This is a genomic window from Saccharopolyspora kobensis (assembly GCF_900108315.1).
GTDB lineage: Bacteria > Actinomycetota > Actinomycetes > Mycobacteriales > Pseudonocardiaceae > Saccharopolyspora > Saccharopolyspora kobensis.
Genome location: NZ_FNVB01000004.1, coordinates 259,993 through 281,276, shown reverse-complemented (window position 1 = coordinate 281,276; position 21,284 = coordinate 259,993). Strand labels below are relative to the sequence as shown.

Here is a 21,284-nt window from a genome sequence, read left to right as displayed (position 1 = left end):
ACGCCACTCCCGGCGGAAGCTGCTCCGGAGAGGGCTCCCGGTCATCCGGTGGCCCCGAGGCGGCGAGTGATGCGGTCCGGCAGCGGGTACGGCTCCTCCTGCGGCAGACCCGCCCGGGCCGCTTCGAGGTCGCCCGCCGCCACCAGCTCCGCCACCCCGCGCATCACCGGGGTGACGTCGGCGATGCCGGTGATCCAGTCGTCCACGTAGCGGTGCACCGCTTCGCCGCCGAGTCCTATTTGGATGGACCGGTGCCCCAGCGGCCGGAGGCGGAGGTCCCGCTCCGGATCCCACTGGACCCGCACCGGGCTCGCCCGCTGCTGCTCCGCCCACTGCTCGCGGGTGCCGTGGGTGTCCGGCTCGAAGTGGCTCAAGCCGGCGTGCTCGAGCGCCCACTCGAAGCCCTCGCGGGTGATCTCGACCGCGAGCACGCGTTCCTGGCCCGGCTTGGTGGCCCAGCCGCAGCGGTAGGCCATCCACCGGAACGACGGCTTGATCCACGTCATGCGCTCGCGCTTGAACGGCGGCGCGAACGTCCCGGCCGCCAAGGCCGCGTCGGCGATCTCCGCCGAGTACGCCTGGTAGACCGTGATCGACGTCGCCGTGTGCTGCGCCCGGACAGCGCGGTACCCGGTGCTTTCCTGATCTTTCACACCGCTCAGCCTGTGCCAGGCCGAGCGGTGCCTTCAACCGGTTTTCCCGGAGCCCTGATGGTGGTCGCTTGGCGGAGCCCGAGTGCTTCCCCGGACCGCGGGTGCCCCTGCTGATGTGCGACCGGCTCCGCCGACAGCGCTCTCAGAGCTGTTCGGCGAGCTCGTCGGCGTAGCTGGACAGGCGGGTGTAGACGCCCGGGGTGTTCGGCCGACCGCAACCCGTGCCGTAGGAGACCACCCCGATCAGGCGGTTGTCCGCCACGATCGGGCCGCCCGAATCCCCGGCGCACGCATCGCGGCCGCCTTCGGGCACTCCGGCGCAGAACATGCTCCGCGGGTCGTAGTTCGGGTAGGCGGCGCGACAGGACTCGTCGGTCGTGACCGGGACGTCCACCGCGCGCAGGGTCGTCGACGGCCGGCCCGATTCGCTGGTCTTGCCCCAGCCGTAGACGCGGCCGACCGTGCCGGGCCGGTACGGCTCGGTCTCGCCCTGCTCGACCACCTCCAGCAGCGGCTGGCGCAGCGGCCGGTGCAGCGTCAGGACCGCCACGTCGTCGCCGCTGGTGTAGCCGCGGAAGCCGGGGTGCACCCAGACCCGGTCCACCTCGGCGACCGTGCCGTCGGTGGTGCTCAGGTCGGTGCGGCCGGCGATCGCGCGCAGCCGCTGCGGCTCGCGCTGGCCGCCGGTGAGCGGTTCCTGCATGCAGTGCGCCGCCGTGACCACCTTGATCGGGGTCAGCAGGGTGCCGCCGCAGAACTGGCGGCCCTGGTCGTCGGTCAGGGCGACCAGCCACGGGGCCTCGTCGATGGTGGCCGCGGTACCGCCGAGCACCCGCGCCTGCGGTTCCTCCGCCGCGCCCGCCGTCGCCGGGTACACACCGGTCAGCGCCGCCACCGCACCGGTGATCACGAGCCGTCGCACTGCGGTCCCGGTCCTGCCACGCGTCACCTCGGGCCTCCCACTGTCGCCGATCTTGCCGACGGCACACCGTAGTCACTCGGGCACCGGGACATTACGAGGCGCAACTCACAGGGTGTCAGGAAAATATTTCGTTAAGATGGATGACGCCGGGAAATTTTACTGAGGGTGTCACTGTCGACCGCTGCTCATCCTTCCCGCGTCACCACGGACCCGGAGCACCTCCCTGCACCGGGTCCGCGAACTGCGCCTGAACAGGTGACAGATCCAACCCGATCAAGTGATCAGCACCTTCGTGCTGCCCTGGAGGAGGAACCGTGCTCGTGGACCTGACCCCGCTGCCCGCCTTCCTGGTGGCCAGCGTGGTGGTCGTGCTGACACCCGGCGTCGACGTCTTCCTGCTGCTGCGGACCTCGCTCAACCGCGGTCGCCGGGCGGGGATGCTCGCGCTGGCCGGGATCCACACCGCGAGCATCCTGCAGGTGGCGCTGGTGATCTCCGGGCTCGGCGCGCTGGTCACCAAGCACCCCGCCGTGCTGTCCGCGCTGAAGTGGATCGGTGCCGCCTACCTGGTCTACCTGGCCGCGTCGATCCTGCGCGGGCTGTGGCTGACCAGGAAGAAGAGCGCCGAGGGCACGCTCAGCGGGCCGCCGGTGGACAACTCCAACCCCTACCTGCGCGGCCTGTTCAGCAACCTCACCAACCCGAAGATGCTGCTGTTCAGCCTGGCGTTCCTGCCGCAGTTCGTGGGCTCGGCGCCGCAACCCGCGCTGCAGCTGGTGATGCTCGGCGTGGTGTTCCTGGTGCTGGCCCTGATCTGGGAGGCCTCGATGGTGCTCGGCGCCGCGAAGATCGCCGACCGGCTACAGAACCCCCGAGTCGCGAAGTCGCTGGATGTGGTCAGCGCGGCGGCGTTCCTGACCATCTCGGTCGGGCTCGTCGCCGGCTGACACCGCCGCGGTGGTGATCAGCGCGAGGCCGACCAGCACGAGCAGCAGCACCTGCGCCGAGGCGACCGGGGCCAGCAGGCTGATCGCGAACGGCGTGCAGAAGCCGAGGTAGGCGATGCACCAGAACACGGCGGTGAGCCGGGCCAGTCCGGCAGGCCCGGCGATCCGGCCCACCACGGTCAGGCAGAAGGTCACGGTGAACCCGTACCCGGTGCCCATCAGCAGGCAGGCCACCAGCGCCCACCAGGGCAGCACCCACATCGCCGAAACCGCCGCCAGCGCGAGCCCGGCCGCGAGCACCACGAGCCCGACGACGGCCGGAACGCGCTCGCCGCGGCGGGCGATCCGGCGCGCGATCGGCTGCACCACCGCCCCGAGCCCCGGCGTGATCAGCGCGGTGACACCGGCGTAGACGGTCTCGAAACCGGGCAGGTCGCTGGTCACCAGGCCGGGCAGCGTCCCGAACGCGACCGTCGGCCCGACGAACACCCACGGCGCGACCGGCAGCACGAGCCGCCGGAACCGCGGATCCCCGATCCCGCCGCCGCGCGCTCCGGGATCGCTCCCGGCCGAACGCGTCTCCGGGCAGGACAGCGCCAGGACCACACCGGCCACGGACAGCAGCAGGTGCGGCAGATAGGCGATGACCAGCGGATGCGGCCCCCACTGCGCGATCAGCGCGGAAACCAGGCCGCTGATGCTGAAGCCCATCGAGAGCATCACCCCGGCCCGGCGAGCACCGGCACCGTCCTCGACCGCCGTCCCGAACGGCGGGTGCGACAGCTCCCGGACCCACGCACTGCCCGCGGCCAGCACCGCGCCCGTGCTCAGGCCGGTCAGCAACCGCCCCACCGCCAGCCAGACCGGCACGTCGACGCCGAGCATGAGCGCCACCGTCGCCACGGCGTTGATCGCGACCGCGACGAGGACGACCGGGCGCCGGCCCCGGCGGTCGGCCAGCGGGCCGCCGAGCAGCAGGCCCGGCAGCAGCCCGACCACGTAGAGCGCGAGCAGGCCCGTCGTCGCGTTGGCGGACAGCCCCAGGTCGTGCTGGTAGACGCCCAGCAACGGCGAGAACTGATTCGCACCCCAGCCCGCGGCGGTCATCAGGAACGCCGCGGGCAACCACTTGTTCCGCACAGCAGTCGTTCTAAGCCGCCGGGGCGCCCCGCCGCACCAGGCGTTCAGGATTCGTGAACGCGGCCGTGATCCTCGCCTCGCGCGACGGTTCCCCGGCGATTCCGGCGCCCGCGCTTCGTACGCTGCGGGTATGGACCTGCGTCGGTTGACGTCCTTCCTGGCGGTCGCGGAGGAAGGCCACTTCGGCAAGGCCGCCGAGCGGCTGTTCCGGTCGCCCGCGTCGGTCACGGCGCACATCAAGCAGCTGGAGCACGACCTCGGCGTCCAGCTCCTGGAACGCTCGCCGGTGCGGCTCACCCCGGCCGGCGAGCGGTTCGTCGGGCACGCGCGGGGCCTGCTGGCCGCGCTGGACGCGGCGATGGCCGACGTGGCGGAGGCCGGGTCGGCGCGGACGTTGCGGGTCGGCATCATGAGCAACGGCTCGGCCGAGCTCACCCCCGCCGCCGTGCAGGCGTTCCAGCGGGCCTGCCCGGAGGTACCGGTGGAGTTCGTCGCGCTGGACTTCACCGAGCACGTCTCGGCGCTGGTGCAGAACCGGGTCGACGTGGCCTTCGTCCGGCCCGCTCCGGTGGACGAGCGGATCGCCGTGGACGTGGTGACCACCGAGCGGCGCATCGTGGTGGTGCCCGCGTCCTGGGAGCTGGCCGACGCGGCGGCCGCGACCCTGGATGACGTGCTCGAACTGCCCTACGTCAGCCTCCCCGAGCACACCCCGCGCCAGTTCAGCGACTACCTCTACTTCGCCGACGCGCGCGGCGGGCTGTCCCCGCACCGCAGCCGGTCGCACGCGGTGACCCCGCACGAGGTGCTGACCACGGCCGCCGCCGGGCGGGGCGCCGGTTCCGCGCTGGAGTCCTTCCAGCGGTACTACCCGTGGCCGGGCACGGTCTGCGTGCCGGTGCTGGACGCGCCGCCCGAGCACAGCGTGCTGGCCACCCGCTCGGACGACCGGAACCCGGCGGTGCGGACGTTCCGGTCGCTGACCACCAGCCTCGCCCGCGAGCTCGGCCCGCGACTGCGGCTGGCCTGAGCGGCGGCTCCGCCCTTCCGGCGCGGCCCGATCACCGCTGCCCCGCCAAGCCCTCCAGCAGCAGCCGGGCGTTGGCCCGCACGTGTTCGACTTCGTCGCGCTCGGACAGCCCCCGCACGATCTCCACCAGTTCCGGCCAGGGGCGGCACCCCGTCGCGATCACCACCGCTTGGCGGATCCCCGGGTCAGGATTCGCGGCCAGGGCTCGGAACGCCTCGACCAGTTCTGCGACGGGCTGCTCCGGAGCCGTGTTCGCGGCGGCGCCGATCGCGAGGAGCTGCTGGTCCCGGTCGGTTTCGCGCTGCAAGAGCGCCAGCGCCTCCGGGAACTCGCGGAGAACGCAGGCCGGCCTGAACAGCTCCGCGATCTCCGCGCAACCGGCACCGCGGATCGTCACGAACGGAATGCCGGTCAGCGGATCCTCGGTGTAGCGGACCTCGGCCTCGTCGTCGGTGAGGAAGACGTTGATGAAGACATCCGCCTTGCGGTTGCCCATGACGCGGAGCTCCCAGTCCTGCTCCATGGCCACCTTGACGACCTGACCCTCGGCGTTCTCCGGCTTGAGGACGAGCTGCACCCGGCTGTCGATCACGTGCTGATCCTGCCATCGCGTAGCCGACGACGACGGCACGTCCCGCACTCCGCTCGGCCGGGACGCGATGCGGCCGGGGCGCTCCCGCCGCGCCCCGGCCACATCCTCACCGGATCAGGAATCCAGCTGCTTCTGCACGTCGTCGTGGTAGGCGGCCACGCGGGTGTAGATGCCCGGTGCGTTCGGCCGGGCGCAGCCGTTGCCGGTCGAGACGATGCCGACCAGCTTGTTCTCCACCACCAGCGGTCCGCCCGAGTCGCCCTGGCAGCTGTCCACGCCGCCCTCCGGGAACCCGGCGCACACCATGGCCTCCGCCTTGTACTGCGGGTAGGCCTTCTGGCAGTCGGCATCGCTGGTCAGCGGGACCTCCGCCTTCTGCAGGGTCTCCGACGCCTCGCCGCCCTCCGCGGTGGCCCCCCAGCCGAGCACGCCGGCCGTCTTGCCCGCCTCGTAGAGCGCCGAGTCGTCCTTGGACGCCACCGCCAGCGGCTGCTGCGGCAGGTCCTGGCCCAGGGTGAGCACCGCGACGTCCGAACCGCTGTTGGCGTCCTGGTACTGCGGGTGCACCCAGATGCCGGTCACCTTCGCGACCGTGCCATCGGTGTTCTGCTTGCTCTCCCGGCCCGCGACGACCTGGACCGCGTCGGGCTTGTCGCCGCTGACGCAGTGCGCCGCGGTGATGATCTTGTTGGCCTTCGCGACGGTGCCGCCGCAGAACTGGTTGCCCTGGGTGTCGGTCAGGTACACCACCCAGGGGTGGTCGGCGATCTTGGCCGGCTCACCCCCGACGATGGGGGGCGCCGCGGTCTCCGCGGTTCCGGATTCCGCCGCACCGGCCGCCGAGGCCAGCAGTCCCGACGACAACGTCGCCGCCGCCAGCAGTCCGGCCACCGACCACACCCGGCTCCGAGTGTCCGCCATGTCGTTGCCTCCTCCCCCGGAGCCTCCCGGCGGGCCGCGGTTTCGACCCGCCGTCTCCGGCTCGCCCAAAGTGTCCATTAGAAAGAGGATCACGACCCGCTGTTGGATACAGTCGCACCAACCTGCACAACCCGTTCGAGTGGAAATTCCGGAAAATATCCACTCTAATGGCGGACCAGAACTGTCCAAATAGGACTTCAATACGCAAGGTCTTTCCACTGCCGGAAATTGCGTATTCCCACTCATGACACCCGGAGGTTTGTCAATCCTCCGATAGGCCTTTTGCGATTCCGGACACCGATCATCCGGCCACCGATTCCACCACTCCAATGTGGACGAATCCGAATATCCGCGACGAGCCCGCAGCGGGAACCGCTGACCTGCCCGAACGGGGTCAGTACCCCGCGCTGCGGTCCACGACGCCGAGCAGCGGTTCACCCGCCAGCCGGCGGCGGACGTTCTCCTCGACGCGGCGGGCCAGCGCCGGGATCATCAGCGACTTCGGGTTGGCGGTGTGCGGCGAGATGATCGCCCGCGGGTGCTGGAACAGCGGGTGCCCGTCGGGCAGCGGCTCCGGGTCGGTGACGTCCAGCGCCGCGCCACCGATGCGCCCCGCGTCCAGCGCCGCGACCAGCGCCTCGGTGTCCACCAGCGGGCCGCGCGCGACGTTGACCAGCCAGGCGCCGGGCTTCATCCGGTCCAGCGCGGCGGCGTCGATCAGCCGCGCGGTCGCCGCCGTGGCGGGCGCGGCGACGACCACGAAGTCCGATTCGGCGAGCAGCTCGCGGACGCCCTCGACGTCGTCGGAGCGCCAGGTCGCGGACGCGCCGTCGACGGGCTTGCCGGACCGGTTCACCGCCAGCACCCGCACGCCGAACGGCCGCAGCAGCTCGATCAGCGAACCACCGATGCCACCGGCTCCGATGATGCCGACGGTGGCTCCGGCGACGCCGCGCATCCCCTCCGGCCGCGACCACTTCGAGGCCCGCGCCATCAGGTGCATCTGGCGCGCGCCGGCCAGCATCAGGCCCAGGGCGTGCTCGGCGACGGTCTGCGCGAAGGCGCCCGCCGCCGAGGTGAAGGTCACGCCCTCCCGCAGCGCACCTGCCGCCGCCCAGTGCTCGATGCCCGCGGACGGCAGCTGCACCCACTCCAGGGCGGGGTGGTCGAGCTCGGCGAACCGCTCCGGCTCGCCGCCGAACCAGATCAGCGCGGTGGCGTCGGCGGCCGAGCCGAGCTCGGCACCCGCCGCGACGACAGCGGCTTCCAGCTCGGGCTGAGCGACCGGACCAACGTGGACCTTCACGACTACTCCATTCGGGAATGCTCGGCAGCTGCTCGGCATCTTCCAACGTCGGCCGGGCGGCCGCTGCTACCACCCCTGATGCGTCAGGCCCGGGAACCGAAGCTCAATGCGCGCCAGCGCATTTCGTCGCAGCCCAGCCACCGCTCCAGGTCCTCGCGATCCGGCGATGCGGTGTGGTCCTCGGTGCTGAGCAGGCTGTGCGCGGCCAGCAGGTGCCCGAGCCGCAGGCAGCGCGCGACGTCGGCGCCCCGCAGCACGCCTGAGAGGAACCCGGCGGCGAAGGCGTCCCCCGCCCCCACCGGCTCGACGACCTCGACCTTCGGCGCGGGCACGGTCACCGCCTCGGAGCCGAGCGCGTGCGCGGCGTTGGCACCGTCCTTGACCACGACGACGCTCGGCCGGTTCAGCACTTCCCGCACTTCTTCGGGAGTTTCCACGCCCCAGAGCGTGTTCGCCTCGTCCAGCCCGACGAACACGGTGTCGGCGAACTGGGCGAGCTCCCGCAACACCGGCCCGGCCTGCTCGACCGGCCACAGCGCCGGGCGGTAGTTCACGTCGAAGGTGATCCGCGCCCGGCGATCGCGGGTGAGCAGGTGGCGGATCAGCCGGTCGCAGCCAGCCGAGAGCGCGGGCGTGATGCCGGACAGGTGCAGCAGCCGCGGCGCGTCGAGCAGCTCGTCCGGCAGGAAGTCCGCATCCATCGTGGACGCCGCCGATCCGGCGCGGTAGTAGTGCACGCGCGTGCCCCGCGGCCCGGGGTCCTTGAAGTAGACGCCGGTGGGCGCGTCCGCACGCACCTCGACCAGGCCGGTGTCGACGCCGGCCGCGGCGATGGCGGCGACCATGCGGCGCCCCAGCGGGTCGTCGCCGACCCGGCTCGCCCAGCCGACCCGGTGCCCCAGCGCGGCCAGGTGGATGGCGACGTTGGACTCAGCGCCGCCCGCCGAGAGCGTGAAGACCGGCGCCTGCTCCAGGGGAACCGGGTCGGCCGGGGAGACCAGCGACATCGTCTCCCCCAAGCACAGCACCTCGGGGCCCGGCTCCACCACGTCCGCCTCCTCGATCCACCACGTCATCGCCGCACAGCCTATCGAGGATTGTGCGAAATACACACTCGCGTTGCGTGTAATGCAATATCACTGCTGGGGGTGGCCCCCGCGCCACCCGAGCCCGCTGCCGCGGCAATCCCTAAGCTGGCCGTTGATCGTCCTCAGTCCCAGGAATGGAGGTTGCTCGCAATGAGTCTGGAGCGCCCGATCGATCCCGATCCGTACTCGCTGCTGCCCGCGGTCCCGAGCTTCGACGTCACCTCCGACGACGTGTCCGACGGACAGCCGATGTCGCAGGCCCAGGTCTTCGACGGGATGGGCGCCGGCGGGCAGAACCGCTCGCCGCACCTGCGCTGGTCGGGCTTCCCGGAGGCCACCAAGAGCTTCGTGGTGACCTGCTTCGACCCGGACGCGCCGATCCCCGGCGGCTTCTGGCACTGGGTGCTGGCCGACATCCCGGCCGACGTCACCGAGCTGGCCACCGACGCGGGCAACCGCAACGGCCACGGCGTCCCGTCCGGTGCCTTCCACGTGGCCAACGACTTCGGCGAGCGGGCCTTCGGCGGCGCCGCCCCGCCGCCCGGCGACCGCCCACACCGCTACTACTTCGTGGTGCACGCGGTGGACGCCGAGAAGCTCGGCCCGGACGACGCGGCGAGCCCGGCGGTGATCAGCTTCAACCTGGCCTTCCACACCCTGGCCCGGGCCGTGATCACGCCCACCTACCAGCACTGATACCGCGAACCCGAGCCGTGCCCGCCCGGTCTTCCCGCGGCGGGCACGGCTTTTTCGCGCCCGGGGATCACTCGATCGAGATGTATCTGGAACGGGCCTTCGCGCCTCTTTATAAGCGGGGAGGTTCTCGGACGAGGAGATCGAGATGAGCGTGCTACCGGGTTCGGTCGCCGTGCTGGTCGCCACCGGCCTGGCGGCGGTGCTGTTCGCGCCGTTCGTCGCCGCGGAGCACCGGCGGCACGGCGAGCTCCGCGTGGGCGTCGCGCTGCTGCGCTTCGCCGCGCTGCTCTACGCGACCGCGCTCGCCTGCTACGTGCTGCTTCCGCTGCCCGGCGCCGGGAGCGGCTTCGAGCCGCAGTGGCGGCCCTTCGCCGGTCTCGGCGACCCAGCGTTGCTGGAGCAGTTCGCCTGCAACATCGCGCTCTTCGTCCCGCTCGGCGCCCTGCTGCGGCGCGGCCCGGTCGCGGCGGCGCTGGTCGGCGGCACCGCGTCGGTGATCGTCGAGCTGACCCAGCTCACCGGGACGTGGTTCCTGTTCCCGACCCCGTACCGGGTGTTCGACGTCAACGACATCATCGCCAACACCACCGGAGCGGTGCTCGGCACGCTGGGCGCACCGCTGCTGCGCCGCGTGCCGACCGAAGCCCGCGACGGACCGGCGGTACCGCGCCCGGTCGGCGCGCCCCGCCGACTGCTGGGCATGAGCTGCGACCTGCTCCTGCTCTGGTGGCTGGGCGTCGCCGGCGCACGCGCCGCGGAGCTGGCGCTCTGGCTGACCGGCACCGCACCGAACGCCTGGTGGGAAGCCACGGCGCTGTGGTTCGCGCCCGCCGTCGTGCTGCTGGTCGTGATGATCGTCGGCGGTGGCAGCTCGCTGGGCCAGCACGCGGTCTGCCTGCGCGCCCGCGCGCCCACCCGCCCGGTCGTCGCCGCGGTGCTGCGCTGGACGTCCGGCATCGGCGGCTTCGCCGCGGCACAGGGCGTGTGCACCGGTGTGCTCGGCGGAGCGGATGCGGCGCTGGGAGTCCTGTGGTGCGCGGTGCACGCCTGGGGCGTGACGAACACCGGAGATCACCGCGGAATCACCGGGCGGGTCGCCGGGTTGGAAGTGATCGACGCCAGACAAAGCCAGCGCGCGCCGACCGCGGCCCGCTCGACGTGAGGCAGGATGGACCAGTGCGCCACTTCGACCTAGTGATCATCGGTTCCGGCTCCGGCAACTCGATCCTCGACGACCGGTTCGCCGACTGGGACGTCGCCATCGTCGAGAAGGGCATCGGCCCCAACGACGCCTACGGCGGCACCTGCCTGAACGTCGGCTGCATCCCGACGAAGATGTTCGTGCACACCGCGGACGTGGCGAGCGCTCCGGGCAGCGGTGCCAAGCTCGGCGTCGACCTGGAACTGCACGACGTGCGCTGGGTCGACGTCCGGGACCGGATCTTCGGCCGGATCGACCCGATCGCCGCGGGCGGCCGGCGCTACCGCGCCGAGGAGAACCCGAACGTCACGCTCTACCAGGGCACGGCCCGGTTCACCGGCGTCAAGCAGCTGACCGTGCAGACCGCGGACGGCCCCGAGACGATCACCGCGGACCGGTTCGTGGTGGCCGCGGGCGGCCGGCCGGCGATCCCGGACATCCCCGGCCTGGACCAGGTCGACTACTACACCAGCGACACCGTGATGCGGCTCGAGCGGCTGCCCCGCCGGATGATCATCATGGGCACCGGGTTCGTCGGCGCGGAGTTCGCGCACGTGTTCTCCGCGCTCGGCGTCGAGGTCACCATGATCGGCCGCTCCGGCCGGGTGCTGCGCAGCGAGGACACCGACGTCTCGGCGCGCTTCACCGAGCTCGCCGCCCAGCGCTGGGACCTGCGGCTCAACCGCAAGGAGATCTCCGTCGAGCACGAGGGCGACCTCGTGCGCCTGCACCTGGAGGGCCCGGAGGGCGCCGAGGTGGTGGAGGCCGAGGCGCTGCTGATCGCGGTCGGCCGGGTGCCCAACGCCGACCTCATCGACGCCGCGCTGGGCGGGCTGGAGCTCACCGCCGGCGGCAAGATCAAGGTCGATGCCACCCAGCGCACCTCGGTCGACGGCGTGTGGGCGATGGGCGACATCAGCTCCGAGTACGAGCTCAAGCACGTCGCCAACCACGAGATGCGCGTGGTGCAGCACAACCTGCTGCACCCGGAGACCCCGATCGAGTCCGACCACCGGTTCGTCCCGCACGCGGTGTTCTCCGCACCGCAGATCGCCTCGGTCGGCCTGACCGAGCAGACGGCCCAGGAGCGCGGCGTCGAGTACGTCACGTCGGTCCAGGACTACGCGGGCATCGCCTACGGCTGGGCGATGGAGGACACCACCGGTTTCGCCAAGCTGCTCGCCGACCCGGACACCGGCCTGCTGCTGGGCGCGCACATCATCGGACCGCAGGCACCGACCCTGCTCCAGCCGCTGATCCAGGCGATGCAGTTCGGCCTGGACGCGCGCAGCATGGCGCGCGGGCAGTACTGGATCCACCCGGGCATGCCCGAGCTGATCGAGAACGCGCTGCTCAACCTGCCGCTGAACCGGTAGCACGCGAACCGGCACGCAACCGAGGAGCGAGAACCGAACAGCTGACCATCACGGCACGTCGCGCGGGCGTCACAGCCCGCGCGGTGTGGTCGGCATCATCTTGATCCGTTCCAGACTCGGCGGTTCGCTGGACCGATAGTTGTGCTCTGGCCCTGGGGGTGCAACACGTCGGAGTCCCGCTGAACGAAGGAGCCCCACCAGTGCTGCACGAACGTCTCGAGCCGGTCTACGACAACGTGGTCCAGCGCAACCGCGGCGAAACCGAGTTCCACCAGGCGGTTCGCGAAGTCCTGGAGAGCATCGGCCCGGTCATCGACAAGCACCCCGAGTACGCCGACCAGAAGATCATCGAGCGCATCTGCGAGCCGGAGCGCCAGATCACCTTCCGCGTGCCGTGGGAGGACGACCGCGGCGAGGTGCACATCAACCGCGGCTTCCGGGTGGAGTTCAACAGCGCGCTCGGCCCGTACAAGGGCGGCCTGCGCTTCCACCCGTCGGTCTACCAGGGCATCGTGAAGTTCCTCGGCTTCGAGCAGATCTTCAAGAACGCGCTCACCGGCCTGCCCATCGGCGGCGGCAAGGGCGGCGCGGACTTCGACCCCAAGGGCCGCTCGGACCGCGAGATCATGCGGTTCTGCCAGAGCTTCATGACCGAGCTGCACCGGCACATCGGCGAGTACATCGACGTGCCCGCCGGTGACATCGGCGTGGGCGGCCGCGAGATCGGCTACCTGTTCGGCCAGTACAAGCGGATCACCAACCGCTACGAGTCGGGCGTGCTGACCGGCAAGCACCTCTCCTTCGGCGGCGCCCGCGTCCGCACCGAGGCGACCGGCTACGGCTGCGCCTTCTTCGTGCACGAGATGCTGGCGGCGCGCGGCGAGTCCTTCGAGGGCAAGCAGGTCGTGGTGTCCGGCTCGGGCAACGTCGCGATCTACACGATGGAGAAGGTGCACCAGCTGGGCGGCACCGTGGTCGCCTGTTCGGACTCCTCCGGCTACGTGCACGACGAGAACGGCATCGACGTCGAGCTGGTCAAGCAGCTCAAGGAGGTCGAGCGGACCCGGATCGCCGCCTACGCCGAGCGGCGGCCGGGCGCGAAGTTCGTCTCGGGCCGCAGCGTCTGGGAGGTGCCGTGCCAGGTCGCGATGCCCTCGGCCACCCAGAACGAGCTCTCCGCCGACGACGCGACGGCGCTGATCGCCAACGGCTGCATCGCGGTCGGCGAGGGCGCGAACATGCCCACCACCCCTGAAGCGGTGCGCAACTTCCAGGAGGCCGGAGTCGCCTTCGGCCCGGGCAAGGCGGCGAACGCGGGCGGGGTGGCGACCTCGGCGCTGGAGATGCAGCAGAACGCCTCCCGCGACAGCTGGAGCTTCGAGTTCACCGAGCAGCGCCTCGAGCAGATCATGAAGGACGTGCACGCCCGCTGCTACGCCACGGCGGAGGAGTACGGCATGCCGGGCAACTACGTGGCGGGAGCCAACATCAACGGCTTCACCAACGTCGCGGACGCGATGCTGCGCCTCGGCCTGATCTGACGCACGGCGCCGCGGGACTCGACGGTCACCAGGGCAACCGCCGAGTCCCGCGAGCCGAACACGCGGAAGGGGCCTTCGACCACACCGGTCGGAGGCCCCTTCCTCTCGTTCGCCGTCTGCCGGACTTCCCGCACCGCGCGAGGTGAGTCCGGAGAACCTCAGACCGTCCGGGGGCGGCCGGCGATCACGCCGAACACCGACTGGACCGCGACGACCACCAGCAGCACCACCAGGGAGGCCGACCAGGCTCCCGTCACGTCGTGCAGGACGCCGAACAGGAACGGGCCGAAGGAGGCGATCAGGTAGCCGATGCTCTGCGACATCGCCGAGAGCGAGCTGGTGTCGGCCGCGTTGGCCGTGCGCAGCGAGATGAGCACCAGCGCCAGCGGGAACGCGCTCATGCCGATGCCGATCGCCACCGCCCACACGACCGGCATGCTCATCGGCGCCAGCAGCAAGCCGAGCATGCCGATGATGTTGAGCGCCGCGAGCCCGATCGCCCAGGCGGACTGGCTGCGGGTCTTGGTCACCAGCGGCGGCAGGATCATGTTGATCGGCACGCCGACCAGCAGCAGCAGGCCGAGCAGCATGCCCGCGGTGGTGCCGTCCATCCCGGCGCCCTTGAACACCTCGGGCAGCCAGCCCATCACGACGTAGGCGACCAGCGACTGCAGCGCGAAGTACCCGGTGATCACCCATGCCAGCGGGCTGCGCATCAGCGAGCGCCGGGGCCCGGCGGAGGCGGTCACCTGGCGCGCCGACGAGCGGCGGGCCGTGGCGGGCACCCACACGCACAGCGCGGCCAGGGCCACCACGGCCCAGGTGGCCAGCGCGAGCCGCCAGCTGCCGGTGGAGGAGTTCAGGTACGGCGTCAAAGCCGAGCCGAGCGAACCGCCCGCGGCCATCGCCGTCGTGTAGAGCGCGGTCGCCATCCCGACCTTGGTCGGGAACGACTCCTTGACCACCACCGGGATCAGCACGTTGCACATCGCGATCGCAGCGCACACCAGGACCGTGCCGCTGAGCACCGTCCACGGGCCGCCGACGGTCCGCACCAGCATCGCGGCGGTCAGCACCGCCAGCGAGAGCGCGATGACCTTGTTGATGCCCATCCGCCGCGCCAGCAGCGGCGCACCGATGCCCGCCACGCCGAAGCACAGCGTGGGAACCGACGTCACCACGCTCGCCCACGTGCTGGACGCACCGAGCGAGTCCCGCACCTCGCCGAGCACCGACGCCAGGCTGGTGACCGCGGGGCGCATGTTCGCCGCCGCGAGCGCCACGCCGGCGAGCAGCAGGCCGCCACCGGCGGTCGCGAGATGCCGGTTCGGGTTGACGGTTTCGACGGCACCGTCGTTCTCGCGCGCGAACGCGTCCGGGTGCACATCGGCGGGGAGTCGGGTGGCATCCTGGTCAGCCACATGGTCAGGGGCGTGCTGGGTACGTGACTCGCTGGACATCACGACCTAGTATGTCAAACGTAGGATGTTTGGACGAAAGGACCTGTCAGTGCCTTTGGTCACCGCCAAACGGACCGGGCTGGTCGATCAGGTCATCGCCCAGATCCGCGAGCTAGTGACGTCCGGGGAATGGCCGCTCGGCGAGAAGATCCCGCCCGAGGCCGAACTGGTGGCCGCGCTCGGCGTCGGGCGCAACACCGTCCGCGAAGCGGTGCGCGCCCTCTCGCACGCCGGGTTGCTGGAGGTCCGCCAGGGCGACGGCACGTTCGTGCGCGCCACCAACGAGATTTCCGGCGCGGTCCGCAAGCTGTGCGGGCCGGAGCTGCGGCAGATCCTGGAGGTGCGGCGCGCGCTGGAGGTCGAGGGCGCGCGGCTGGCCGCGCGGGCGCGCACCGAGGAAGAGCTGAGGCAGATGTCGGACTGCCTGGCCGAGCGGGACACCGCCGTGCGGAACCGGGACAGCGAAGCGGTCATCACCACCGACACCGAGTTCCACCGGATCCTGGTCGCGGCCTCGCACAACCCGGTGCTGATCTCCCTCTACGACGGGATCCGCGAAGCGGTGACCTCCAGCGTGGCGACCACCTTCAACCCCGAGATCCCGCCGGAGCAGCACGTCTCGCACACAGCGCTGCTCACCGCGGTGCGCGACGGCGACCCGCGCCGGGCGGCGGAGGAAGCGGGCGGCTTCCTGGACGAGCTGCTCGCCCAGATGGGCACTGAGAGCCTGTCGGCGAAGCCGTCCGCGCCCGAGTGAGCGGCGGCAGCCGCTTGGGCCACCCGTTCGGGGTGACCACCGGAGGCTTCTCAGCGCTTCGAGACGCCGCTGTGCACCAGGAGGGGCACGGCAAGCACTCAGGTTGCGCCCTGGCAGAGCAACGCTCAGGCCGAGGTGTCCAGCCAGTAGTCGGTCCCGACGTCGAAGGCCTCCGCGCCGGCCGGCGCCACCCAGGACGCCGCGATCACGCCGGTGGCGAAGCCACCACCTGAGCGCCCCTGCGCCGGCAGCAGCTGGACCGACGGCGCACCGAACCGGGTGATCACGATCTCCTCCCCCGACTCGGCGCGGTCCAGCAGCTCGACCAACCGCTCGCGTGCTTCGTCAACGGAAAACTCAGCAGCCATGCCGACGACGTTACCCGCGTCACACCGCGAAATCCCGCATTTCGCCCGCAGTGCTCAGCCGAAACCGCGGCGCAGCGCCGGGAGACCGGCGGGCGGGCCTCCGTCGAGCAGCCGCCGCAGGGCGTCGGTGTCCAGGTGCTTCGCGACGAGGTCGCCGAGCAGGTCGAGCTGCCCGGCGCGGATGTCGGCGAACACCGTGTCACCGGCCGGTTCGAAGCCGTCCCGCCCGGCGCGCCGGGCCGCCCAGCGCAGGAACTGCCGCCGGAAGCCGTCGTTCTCGAACAACCCGTGCCAGTGCGTCCCGAGCACGGATTCGGCGATGCCGCCCTCCGGCTGCCCGTCGGAGGTGGTGACCAGCGGTTCGAGCTCGCCGCGGCGGCGGGGCAGCCCGTGGTGGATCTCGTAGCCGGAAACCGGCTCGCCGAACGCACGACCGCTGGGCCGCGCCAACGTCTTCGACGGCGCGAACTCGATCTCCACGTCCAGCAGCCCGAGCCCGTCGACCGCACCGGCTCCCGATTCGACCTCGTCGTGGATTCGCCGGGTCAGCATCTGGAAACCACCGCAGATCCCGGCCACCGGCAGCCCTGCGCGGGCGTGCGCACCGATCGCGTCGGCCAGCCCGCTGCTGCGCAGCCACGCCAGGTCCGCGACGGTCGACTTGGAGCCGGGCAGCACCACCAGGTCGGCGTCGGACAACCGCGACGGCTCGGTCACGAAGCGCACCGCGACGCCCGGCTCGGCGGCCAGCGCTTCGACGTCCGTGGCGTTGGAGATCCGCGGGAGCCGCGGCACCGCCACCCGCAGCCACTGCCCGCCCCGGGGCGGAGCCGGTCGCCCGACGACCCCGTCGGCGGCGTAGGACAGCGAGTCCTCGGCGTCCAGCCACAGCTCCTCGGCCCACGGCAGCACGCCGTGCACCGGGCGTCCGGTCAGTTCCCGCAGCTGCTCCAGACCGGGTTCCAGCAGCGCCGGGTCGCCGCGGAACTTGTTGATCACGAAACCGGCGATCAGGGCCTGGTCCGCCGCGTCCAGCAGTGCGAGGGTGCCGAAGAGCTGCGCGAACACGCCACCGCGGTCGATGTCGCCGACCACCAAGGTCGGCAGCCCGGCGGCCTGCGCCAGCCCCATGTTCGCGATGTCGTTGGCCCGCAGGTTGATCTCCGCGGGCGACCCGGCGCCCTCGCAGATGACGTGGTCGAACTCGGCCCGCAGCCCTTCCAGCGTGGCCACGACGGTGTCCAGCAGGGCGGCCTTGCGCGCCCGGTAGGACATCGCGGTCACCTCGCCCGCGACCCGCCCGAGCACCACGACCTGCGAGCTGCGATCGCTCCCGGGCTTGAGCAGCACCGGGTTGAACCGCACCGAGGGTTCGAGCCCGCACGCCGCGGCCTGCACCGCCTGAGCCCGCCCGATCTCACCGCCGTCCGGGGTGACGACCGAGTTGTTGGACATGTTCTGGGCCTTGAACGGGGCCACCCGGGCACCGCTGCGCGCCAGCCACCGGCAGATCCCGGCCGTGACGACGCTCTTCCCGGCATCCGAGGTGGTCCCGGCCACCAGCAACGCGTTCACCGGCGGATCAGGGCAGCGTCAGGATCTCGTTGCCGTCCTCGGTGATCAGAATGGTGTGCTCGAACTGCGCCGTCCAGCTCTTGTCCTTGGTGGTGACCGTCCAGCCGTCGTCCCACATGTCGTACTCGTGGGTGCCGAGGGTGATCATCGGCTCGATGGTGAAGGTCATGCCCGGCTCCAGGACGGTCTGCACCGACGGCTCGTCGTAGTGCAGGATCACCAGCCCGCTGTGGAAGGAGCGGCCGATGCCGTGGCCGGTGAAGTCGCGGACCACGCCGTAGCCGAAGCGCTTGGCGTAGGACTCGATGACGCGGCCGATCACGTTCAGCTGGCGGCCGGGCTTGGCCGCCTTGATGCCGCGCATCAGGGCCTCGTGGGTGCGCTCGACCAGCAGCCGCACCTCCTCGGAGACCTCACCGGCCAGGAACGTCGCGTTGGTGTCGCCGTGCACGCCGCCGATGAACCCGGTGACGTCGACGTTGACGATGTCACCGTCCTCGATGACCGTCGAGTCCGGGATGCCGTGGCAGATCACCTCGTTCAGCGAGGTGCAGGAGGACTTCGGGAAGCCCCGGTAGCCGAGCGTCGACGGGTACACGCCGTGATCGCAGAAGAACTCGTGCACGACCGCGTCGACCTGGTCGGTGGTCGCGCCCGGCTGCACCGCCTTGCCCGCCTCGACCAGCGCCTGCGCGGCGAGCTTGCCCGCGACCCGCATCGCTTCGATGATCTCGGGCGTCTGCACGTCGGGGTCGGTGCCGCGCTTGGGAGCCGGCTTGTCGACGTACTCGGGACGCTCGATGTGCGCGGGGACAGGGCGGCGCGGCGTCTGCACGCCTGGCTGCAACGGAGCTCGAACCGGCATGGCCCCACTCTAACCGCGCCCCCGCACCGACCTCAGCGCGGTGACCGCGGTTAAGCATTTCCAGACTCACCTTGCTTGGCGGTGCGGGTGGCGGAACCTCAGACGCCGCCCGGACCGCGGGAGCGCGTTCTCATGCATGCCCGATACACGGCGAACGGGCTGTCCTCGCCAGACGACACCTGAGAACCCGCGGCGGTGCGAGCTGCGAGGGTGGGCTATGCGCCTGGCGGCGCATGCGATCACCTCCGTCGTACAGCCGGTCCGACGTCGCGGCTGCGGTCACCGGCCAAGGTGAAAGGACTCACCGGGAGGGGTCACCCGGTCAGTTCGCGCCCGGTGATGCGGTGGCCAGACCCGCTTCCTCCGCCGCGGCCAGCAGTGCCGGGTCGTAGGACAGGTAGGCCACCAGGCCGTCCTTGATCTTGCAGGCGGAGGCCAGGTGGATGGCGTCCACCGGCCCCACCCGGGCCTGCAGCTCGCTCGCCGCGTCCAGCACGTCCTGCTTCACCGGCAGGTGGTCGATCTTGGAGATGATGATCGAGGCCAGGTCCACGGCGTGCGGCCCGATCTCGCGGAAGGTCCGCAGCACGTCGACCTTCGACAGCGCGCTGGTCACCCTCGGGTGCTCCCAGTGCTCGCGGACCCACTGGCTCAGCGCCTCGCTCTCCGGCTCGGGGGCGATGAGCTTGATCAGCGCGGAGGAATCGAAGTAGATCAAAACCGCTCCTGTTCACGCCTGCGCAGCAGCCGGTCGGACACGCTCGGGGTGGGCGCTGCGGGCAACGGTCCGGGCAGCTCGCCGCCGTCCCCGGGCACCAGCTCCCCGGCGGCGACGAGCTCGTCGTACAGGGCTTGGTCACGCGTGGGCGGAGCCAGCACCGCGACGGTGCGACCGCGGTCGGTCACCAGGAACGACTCGCCTGCGGCGACCCGCTTCAGGTACCGGCTCGCGTTCTGCCGCAACTCGCGCACACCGATCCGCTCCATGCGCTACAAAGTAGCACGTCGATCACGCCCCGCGATCACCCGAACACGTGACGCGATCAGCTCGCCGACAGGAACCGCCGCGCCGCGTCGACCGCAGGCCCGGACGAGCCCGCGTCGGTGACCAGCACCGCGAACGCCACGTCGTCGCGGTAGCCGACGAACCAGCCGTGCGAGCGGGTGCCGTCGCCGAACTGCGCGGTGCCGGTCTTGCCGCGGACCTCGCCGGAACCGGCCAGCCCGGTCGCGGTGCCCCCGGTGACCACTTCGCGCATCATCTGCCGGAGCTGGTCGAGGGACTGCGGCGAGGGCGGCTGCGGAGCGGCGTCGGCCTTGGTCGGCAGGCCGCGGATCAGCGTGGGCACCGGCATCCGCCCCTCGGCGATCGACGCGGTGACCAGCGCCATGCCGAACGGGCTGGCCAGCACCGTGCCCTGGCCGATGCCGTTCTCGGCCCGCTGCACCACGGTGTCGGCGGGCGGCACCTTGCCGGTGATCGTGGTCGCGCCCGGCATGTCGAAGTCCACGCCCAGCCCGAGCCGGTGCGCGGAGTCGGTCAGCGCGGAAGCGGGCAGGTCCACCGCCAGCTGCGCGAACGTGGTGTTGCAGGACCGCGCGAACGCCGTGTGCAGCGGTACCCGGCCGAGCTCGAACTCCTTGTCGTTGGGCAGCACGCGGCCGTCGAAGGTCTTCTTGGCCGGGCATTCCACCACGGTGTTCGCGTCGACCTTGCCCGCTTCGAGCCCGGCCGTCGCGGTCACCGTCTTGAACGTGGAGCCGGGCGGGTACTGGCCGGACAGCGCGACCGGGCCCTGCGCGTCGGCGGCGGAGTTCTGCGCGACCGCGAGCACCTCGCCGCTGGACGGCTGCACCGCCACCAGCATCGAGGCCTGCGGGATCTGGTCCACCGCCTGCTCGGCGGCGCGCTGGGTGCGGTCGCCGAGGGTCACCGTCATCGGCTCGACCGGCCGCTCGGCGACGCTGTGCAGCTCGGCGGCCTCGTTGCCCGCCGCGTCCACCGCGACGACCCGCCAGCCGGCGTTGGCCGCGACCTGCTCGTCGGCCTTGCGCGCGACCCCGGCCAGCACCTGCGAGCCGTAGCCGCGCTCGCCGGCCACCAGCCGCGTCTGCGCCGGGAAGCGCACCCCGGGCAGGTCGTAGATCTGCGACCGGACCCGTTCGTAGTCGCCCTGGCGCAAGGTGACCACCGCGTACGGCTGTCCGGCCGGCGTGCGACCGACACCGTCCATGATGGACTGCTGGGTGATCGCGGGCTCGATGGTGCCCAGCGCACCGGCCAGCGCGCCCGCCACCTTCGGCACGTCCCCGGCCTCCTGCGCGCTGAGGCTGACGGTGACCAGCTGCTCCGGCCGCATCATCTCCGCGCCGTCGCGGTCGAGCACCGGCGCCGGGTCGGGGAGCTCCTCGCGGAAGGCCAGGTTCTGCCCTGGCTGGAGCTTCGGGTGCAGCACGCTCGGCGCCCAGCGGACCTTCCAGCCCTGCTCCCCCTCCACGAGCTTGAGCTCGCTCGGGTACTCCCAGACCTTGCCCTCCCCGAAGTCCCAGGCCAGGTCGAACTTCGCGGTCGGCGTGCCCTGCTGGTCATCGGCGACTTCCCGGACCGTCGCGTGCACGGCCTCCGGGGACGTGCTGCGCCGCGCCGCCTCCACCGCCTGCCGGGTCTGCTCGGGGTTGTCGCTCTGAGCAGCTGCGCCCGCCGCATCCCCGGCCGCCACGGCGTTCACGAAGGCCGTCGCGACGTCCTGCTCCGACGGTCCGGTGCTGCAGGCGGCCAGCGGCACGAGCAGCAGCGCGGCGATCCCGGCGAAGATCCGCTTGGAAACCATGTCCGCGAGTATGCC

Annotated in this window: 21 protein-coding genes; 7 read left to right on the top strand and 14 right to left on the bottom strand. The window is 71.5% G+C overall.

Features of this window, described 5'->3' with window-relative positions:
* Positions 1-41 precede the first annotated feature (41 nt).
* Together C4T78_RS14155 and C4T78_RS14150 are read right to left on the bottom strand one after the other, a co-directional pair.
* Complete coding sequence (locus C4T78_RS14155) at positions 42-653, bottom strand: DUF4291 domain-containing protein (RefSeq protein WP_093344662.1); 612 nt, start codon at positions 651-653, stop codon at positions 42-44.
* Positions 654-795: 142 nt separating this feature from the next.
* Complete coding sequence (locus C4T78_RS14150; RefSeq protein ID WP_235862939.1) at positions 796-1,575, bottom strand: S1 family peptidase; 780 nt, start codon at positions 1,573-1,575, stop codon at positions 796-798.
* Positions 1,576-1,889: 314 nt separating this feature from the next.
* Between C4T78_RS14150 and C4T78_RS14145 the strand changes: the two genes are divergently transcribed.
* A complete protein-coding gene (locus C4T78_RS14145) occupies positions 1,890-2,522 on the top strand; it encodes a LysE family translocator (protein ID WP_093344660.1) in 633 nt (210 codons plus the stop codon).
* On the opposite strand, the gene C4T78_RS14140 is transcribed toward C4T78_RS14145, so the two are convergent.
* Positions 2,436-3,662: an MFS transporter gene (locus C4T78_RS14140; protein WP_235862938.1), complete on the bottom strand. Its 1,227-nt coding sequence runs from the start codon at positions 3,660-3,662 to the stop codon at positions 2,436-2,438. The genes C4T78_RS14145 and C4T78_RS14140 overlap by 87 nt on opposite strands.
* Positions 3,663-3,792: 130 nt before the next feature.
* Between C4T78_RS14140 and C4T78_RS14135 the strand changes: the two genes are divergently transcribed.
* The gene (locus C4T78_RS14135; RefSeq protein ID WP_093344658.1) at positions 3,793-4,692 is read left to right on the top strand and encodes a LysR family transcriptional regulator; all 900 of its coding nucleotides are present in this window, start codon (positions 3,793-3,795) and stop codon (positions 4,690-4,692) included.
* 31 nt (positions 4,693-4,723) lie between these two features.
* Here the strand turns inward: C4T78_RS14135 and C4T78_RS14130 are convergent, their stop codons facing one another.
* From C4T78_RS14130 to C4T78_RS14115, 4 genes are all read right to left on the bottom strand, one after another.
* The gene (locus tag C4T78_RS14130) at positions 4,724-5,284 is read right to left on the bottom strand and encodes a HEAT repeat domain-containing protein (protein WP_093344655.1); all 561 of its coding nucleotides are present in this window, start codon (positions 5,282-5,284) and stop codon (positions 4,724-4,726) included.
* Positions 5,285-5,398: 114 nt separating this feature from the next.
* Complete coding sequence (locus C4T78_RS14125) at positions 5,399-6,205, bottom strand: S1 family peptidase (protein ID WP_093344653.1); 807 nt, start codon at positions 6,203-6,205, stop codon at positions 5,399-5,401.
* A gap of 394 nt (positions 6,206-6,599) precedes the next feature.
* Positions 6,600-7,511 (bottom strand): NAD(P)-dependent oxidoreductase, encoded by a 912-nt coding sequence (locus C4T78_RS14120; protein ID WP_093344650.1) that lies wholly within the window; start codon positions 7,509-7,511, stop codon positions 6,600-6,602.
* A gap of 83 nt (positions 7,512-7,594) precedes the next feature.
* Positions 7,595-8,587: a sugar kinase gene (locus C4T78_RS14115; protein WP_093344648.1), complete on the bottom strand. Its 993-nt coding sequence runs from the start codon at positions 8,585-8,587 to the stop codon at positions 7,595-7,597.
* A gap of 162 nt (positions 8,588-8,749) precedes the next feature.
* Here C4T78_RS14115 and C4T78_RS14110 point away from each other — a divergent pair, with 162 nt between their 5' ends.
* The 4 genes from C4T78_RS14110 (at position 8,750) to gdhA (ending at position 13,413) form a co-directional block, all read left to right on the top strand.
* Complete coding sequence (locus tag C4T78_RS14110; protein ID WP_093344645.1) at positions 8,750-9,295, top strand: YbhB/YbcL family Raf kinase inhibitor-like protein; 546 nt, start codon at positions 8,750-8,752, stop codon at positions 9,293-9,295.
* 145 nt (positions 9,296-9,440) lie between these two features.
* Complete coding sequence (locus C4T78_RS14105; RefSeq protein WP_093344643.1) at positions 9,441-10,457, top strand: VanZ family protein; 1,017 nt, start codon at positions 9,441-9,443, stop codon at positions 10,455-10,457.
* Between the two features lie 14 nt (positions 10,458-10,471).
* Positions 10,472-11,872, top strand: coding sequence for a mycothione reductase (locus C4T78_RS14100; protein WP_093344640.1), 1,401 nt, complete (start codon positions 10,472-10,474; stop codon positions 11,870-11,872).
* Positions 11,873-12,072: 200 nt separating this feature from the next.
* Positions 12,073-13,413 (top strand): NADP-specific glutamate dehydrogenase, encoded by a 1,341-nt coding sequence (gene gdhA, locus C4T78_RS14095; RefSeq protein ID WP_093146591.1) that lies wholly within the window; start codon positions 12,073-12,075, stop codon positions 13,411-13,413.
* 158 nt (positions 13,414-13,571) lie between these two features.
* On the opposite strand, the gene C4T78_RS14090 is transcribed toward gdhA, so the two are convergent.
* Positions 13,572-14,834 carry a CynX/NimT family MFS transporter gene (locus C4T78_RS14090; protein WP_235862937.1) on the bottom strand — a complete coding sequence of 421 codons (1,263 nt, stop codon included), beginning with the start codon at positions 14,832-14,834 and terminating at the stop codon, positions 13,572-13,574.
* Positions 14,835-14,922: 88 nt separating this feature from the next.
* On the opposite strand from C4T78_RS14090, the gene C4T78_RS14085 reads away from it, so the two are divergent.
* Positions 14,923-15,630: a FadR/GntR family transcriptional regulator gene (locus C4T78_RS14085; protein ID WP_093344635.1), complete on the top strand. Its 708-nt coding sequence runs from the start codon at positions 14,923-14,925 to the stop codon at positions 15,628-15,630.
* A gap of 125 nt (positions 15,631-15,755) precedes the next feature.
* Here C4T78_RS14085 and C4T78_RS14080 read toward each other — a convergent pair whose 3' ends face one another.
* The 6 genes from C4T78_RS14080 to C4T78_RS14055 form a co-directional block, all read right to left on the bottom strand.
* Positions 15,756-15,998, bottom strand: coding sequence for a type II toxin-antitoxin system Phd/YefM family antitoxin (locus C4T78_RS14080; RefSeq protein WP_093344633.1), 243 nt, complete (start codon positions 15,996-15,998; stop codon positions 15,756-15,758).
* Between the two features lie 54 nt (positions 15,999-16,052).
* Positions 16,053-17,573 carry a cobyric acid synthase gene (locus C4T78_RS14075; RefSeq protein WP_093344630.1) on the bottom strand — a complete coding sequence of 507 codons (1,521 nt, stop codon included), beginning with the start codon at positions 17,571-17,573 and terminating at the stop codon, positions 16,053-16,055.
* A 7-nt stretch (positions 17,574-17,580) separates the two neighbouring features.
* Complete coding sequence (gene map / locus C4T78_RS14070; protein WP_093344627.1) at positions 17,581-18,438, bottom strand: type I methionyl aminopeptidase; 858 nt, start codon at positions 18,436-18,438, stop codon at positions 17,581-17,583.
* A 322-nt stretch (positions 18,439-18,760) separates the two neighbouring features.
* The gene (locus C4T78_RS14065) at positions 18,761-19,156 is read right to left on the bottom strand and encodes a type II toxin-antitoxin system VapC family toxin (RefSeq protein ID WP_093344625.1); all 396 of its coding nucleotides are present in this window, start codon (positions 19,154-19,156) and stop codon (positions 18,761-18,763) included.
* Positions 19,153-19,425 carry a type II toxin-antitoxin system Phd/YefM family antitoxin gene (locus C4T78_RS14060; RefSeq protein WP_093344622.1) on the bottom strand — a complete coding sequence of 91 codons (273 nt, stop codon included), beginning with the start codon at positions 19,423-19,425 and terminating at the stop codon, positions 19,153-19,155. The genes C4T78_RS14065 and C4T78_RS14060 overlap by 4 nt, the downstream gene beginning before the upstream one ends.
* A gap of 56 nt (positions 19,426-19,481) precedes the next feature.
* Entirely contained in the window at positions 19,482-21,269 is a 1,788-nt protein-coding gene (locus C4T78_RS14055; RefSeq protein ID WP_093344618.1) for a penicillin-binding transpeptidase domain-containing protein, read from the bottom strand.
* Positions 21,270-21,284 lie beyond the last annotated feature (15 nt).

What these genes read in the sequence shown, in the direction of transcription:
- C4T78_RS14135 (WP_093344658.1), top strand. Translation starts at nt 3,793, where the DNA reads ATGGACCTGCGTCGGTTGACGTCCTTCCTGGCGGTCGCGGAGGAAGGC.
- C4T78_RS14125 (WP_093344653.1), bottom strand. Translation starts at nt 6,205, where the DNA reads ATGGCGGACACTCGGAGCCGGGTGTGGTCGGTGGCCGGACTGCTGGCG.
- C4T78_RS14115 (WP_093344648.1), bottom strand. Translation starts at nt 8,587, where the DNA reads ATGACGTGGTGGATCGAGGAGGCGGACGTGGTGGAGCCGGGCCCCGAG.
- C4T78_RS14110 (WP_093344645.1), top strand. Translation starts at nt 8,750, where the DNA reads ATGAGTCTGGAGCGCCCGATCGATCCCGATCCGTACTCGCTGCTGCCC.
- C4T78_RS14105 (WP_093344643.1), top strand. Translation starts at nt 9,441, where the DNA reads ATGAGCGTGCTACCGGGTTCGGTCGCCGTGCTGGTCGCCACCGGCCTG.
- C4T78_RS14080 (WP_093344633.1), bottom strand. Translation starts at nt 15,998, where the DNA reads ATGGCTGCTGAGTTTTCCGTTGACGAAGCACGCGAGCGGTTGGTCGAG.
- map (WP_093344627.1), bottom strand. Translation starts at nt 18,438, where the DNA reads ATGCCGGTTCGAGCTCCGTTGCAGCCAGGCGTGCAGACGCCGCGCCGC.
- C4T78_RS14060 (WP_093344622.1), bottom strand. Translation starts at nt 19,425, where the DNA reads ATGGAGCGGATCGGTGTGCGCGAGTTGCGGCAGAACGCGAGCCGGTAC.
- C4T78_RS14055 (WP_093344618.1), bottom strand. Translation starts at nt 21,269, where the DNA reads ATGGTTTCCAAGCGGATCTTCGCCGGGATCGCCGCGCTGCTGCTCGTG.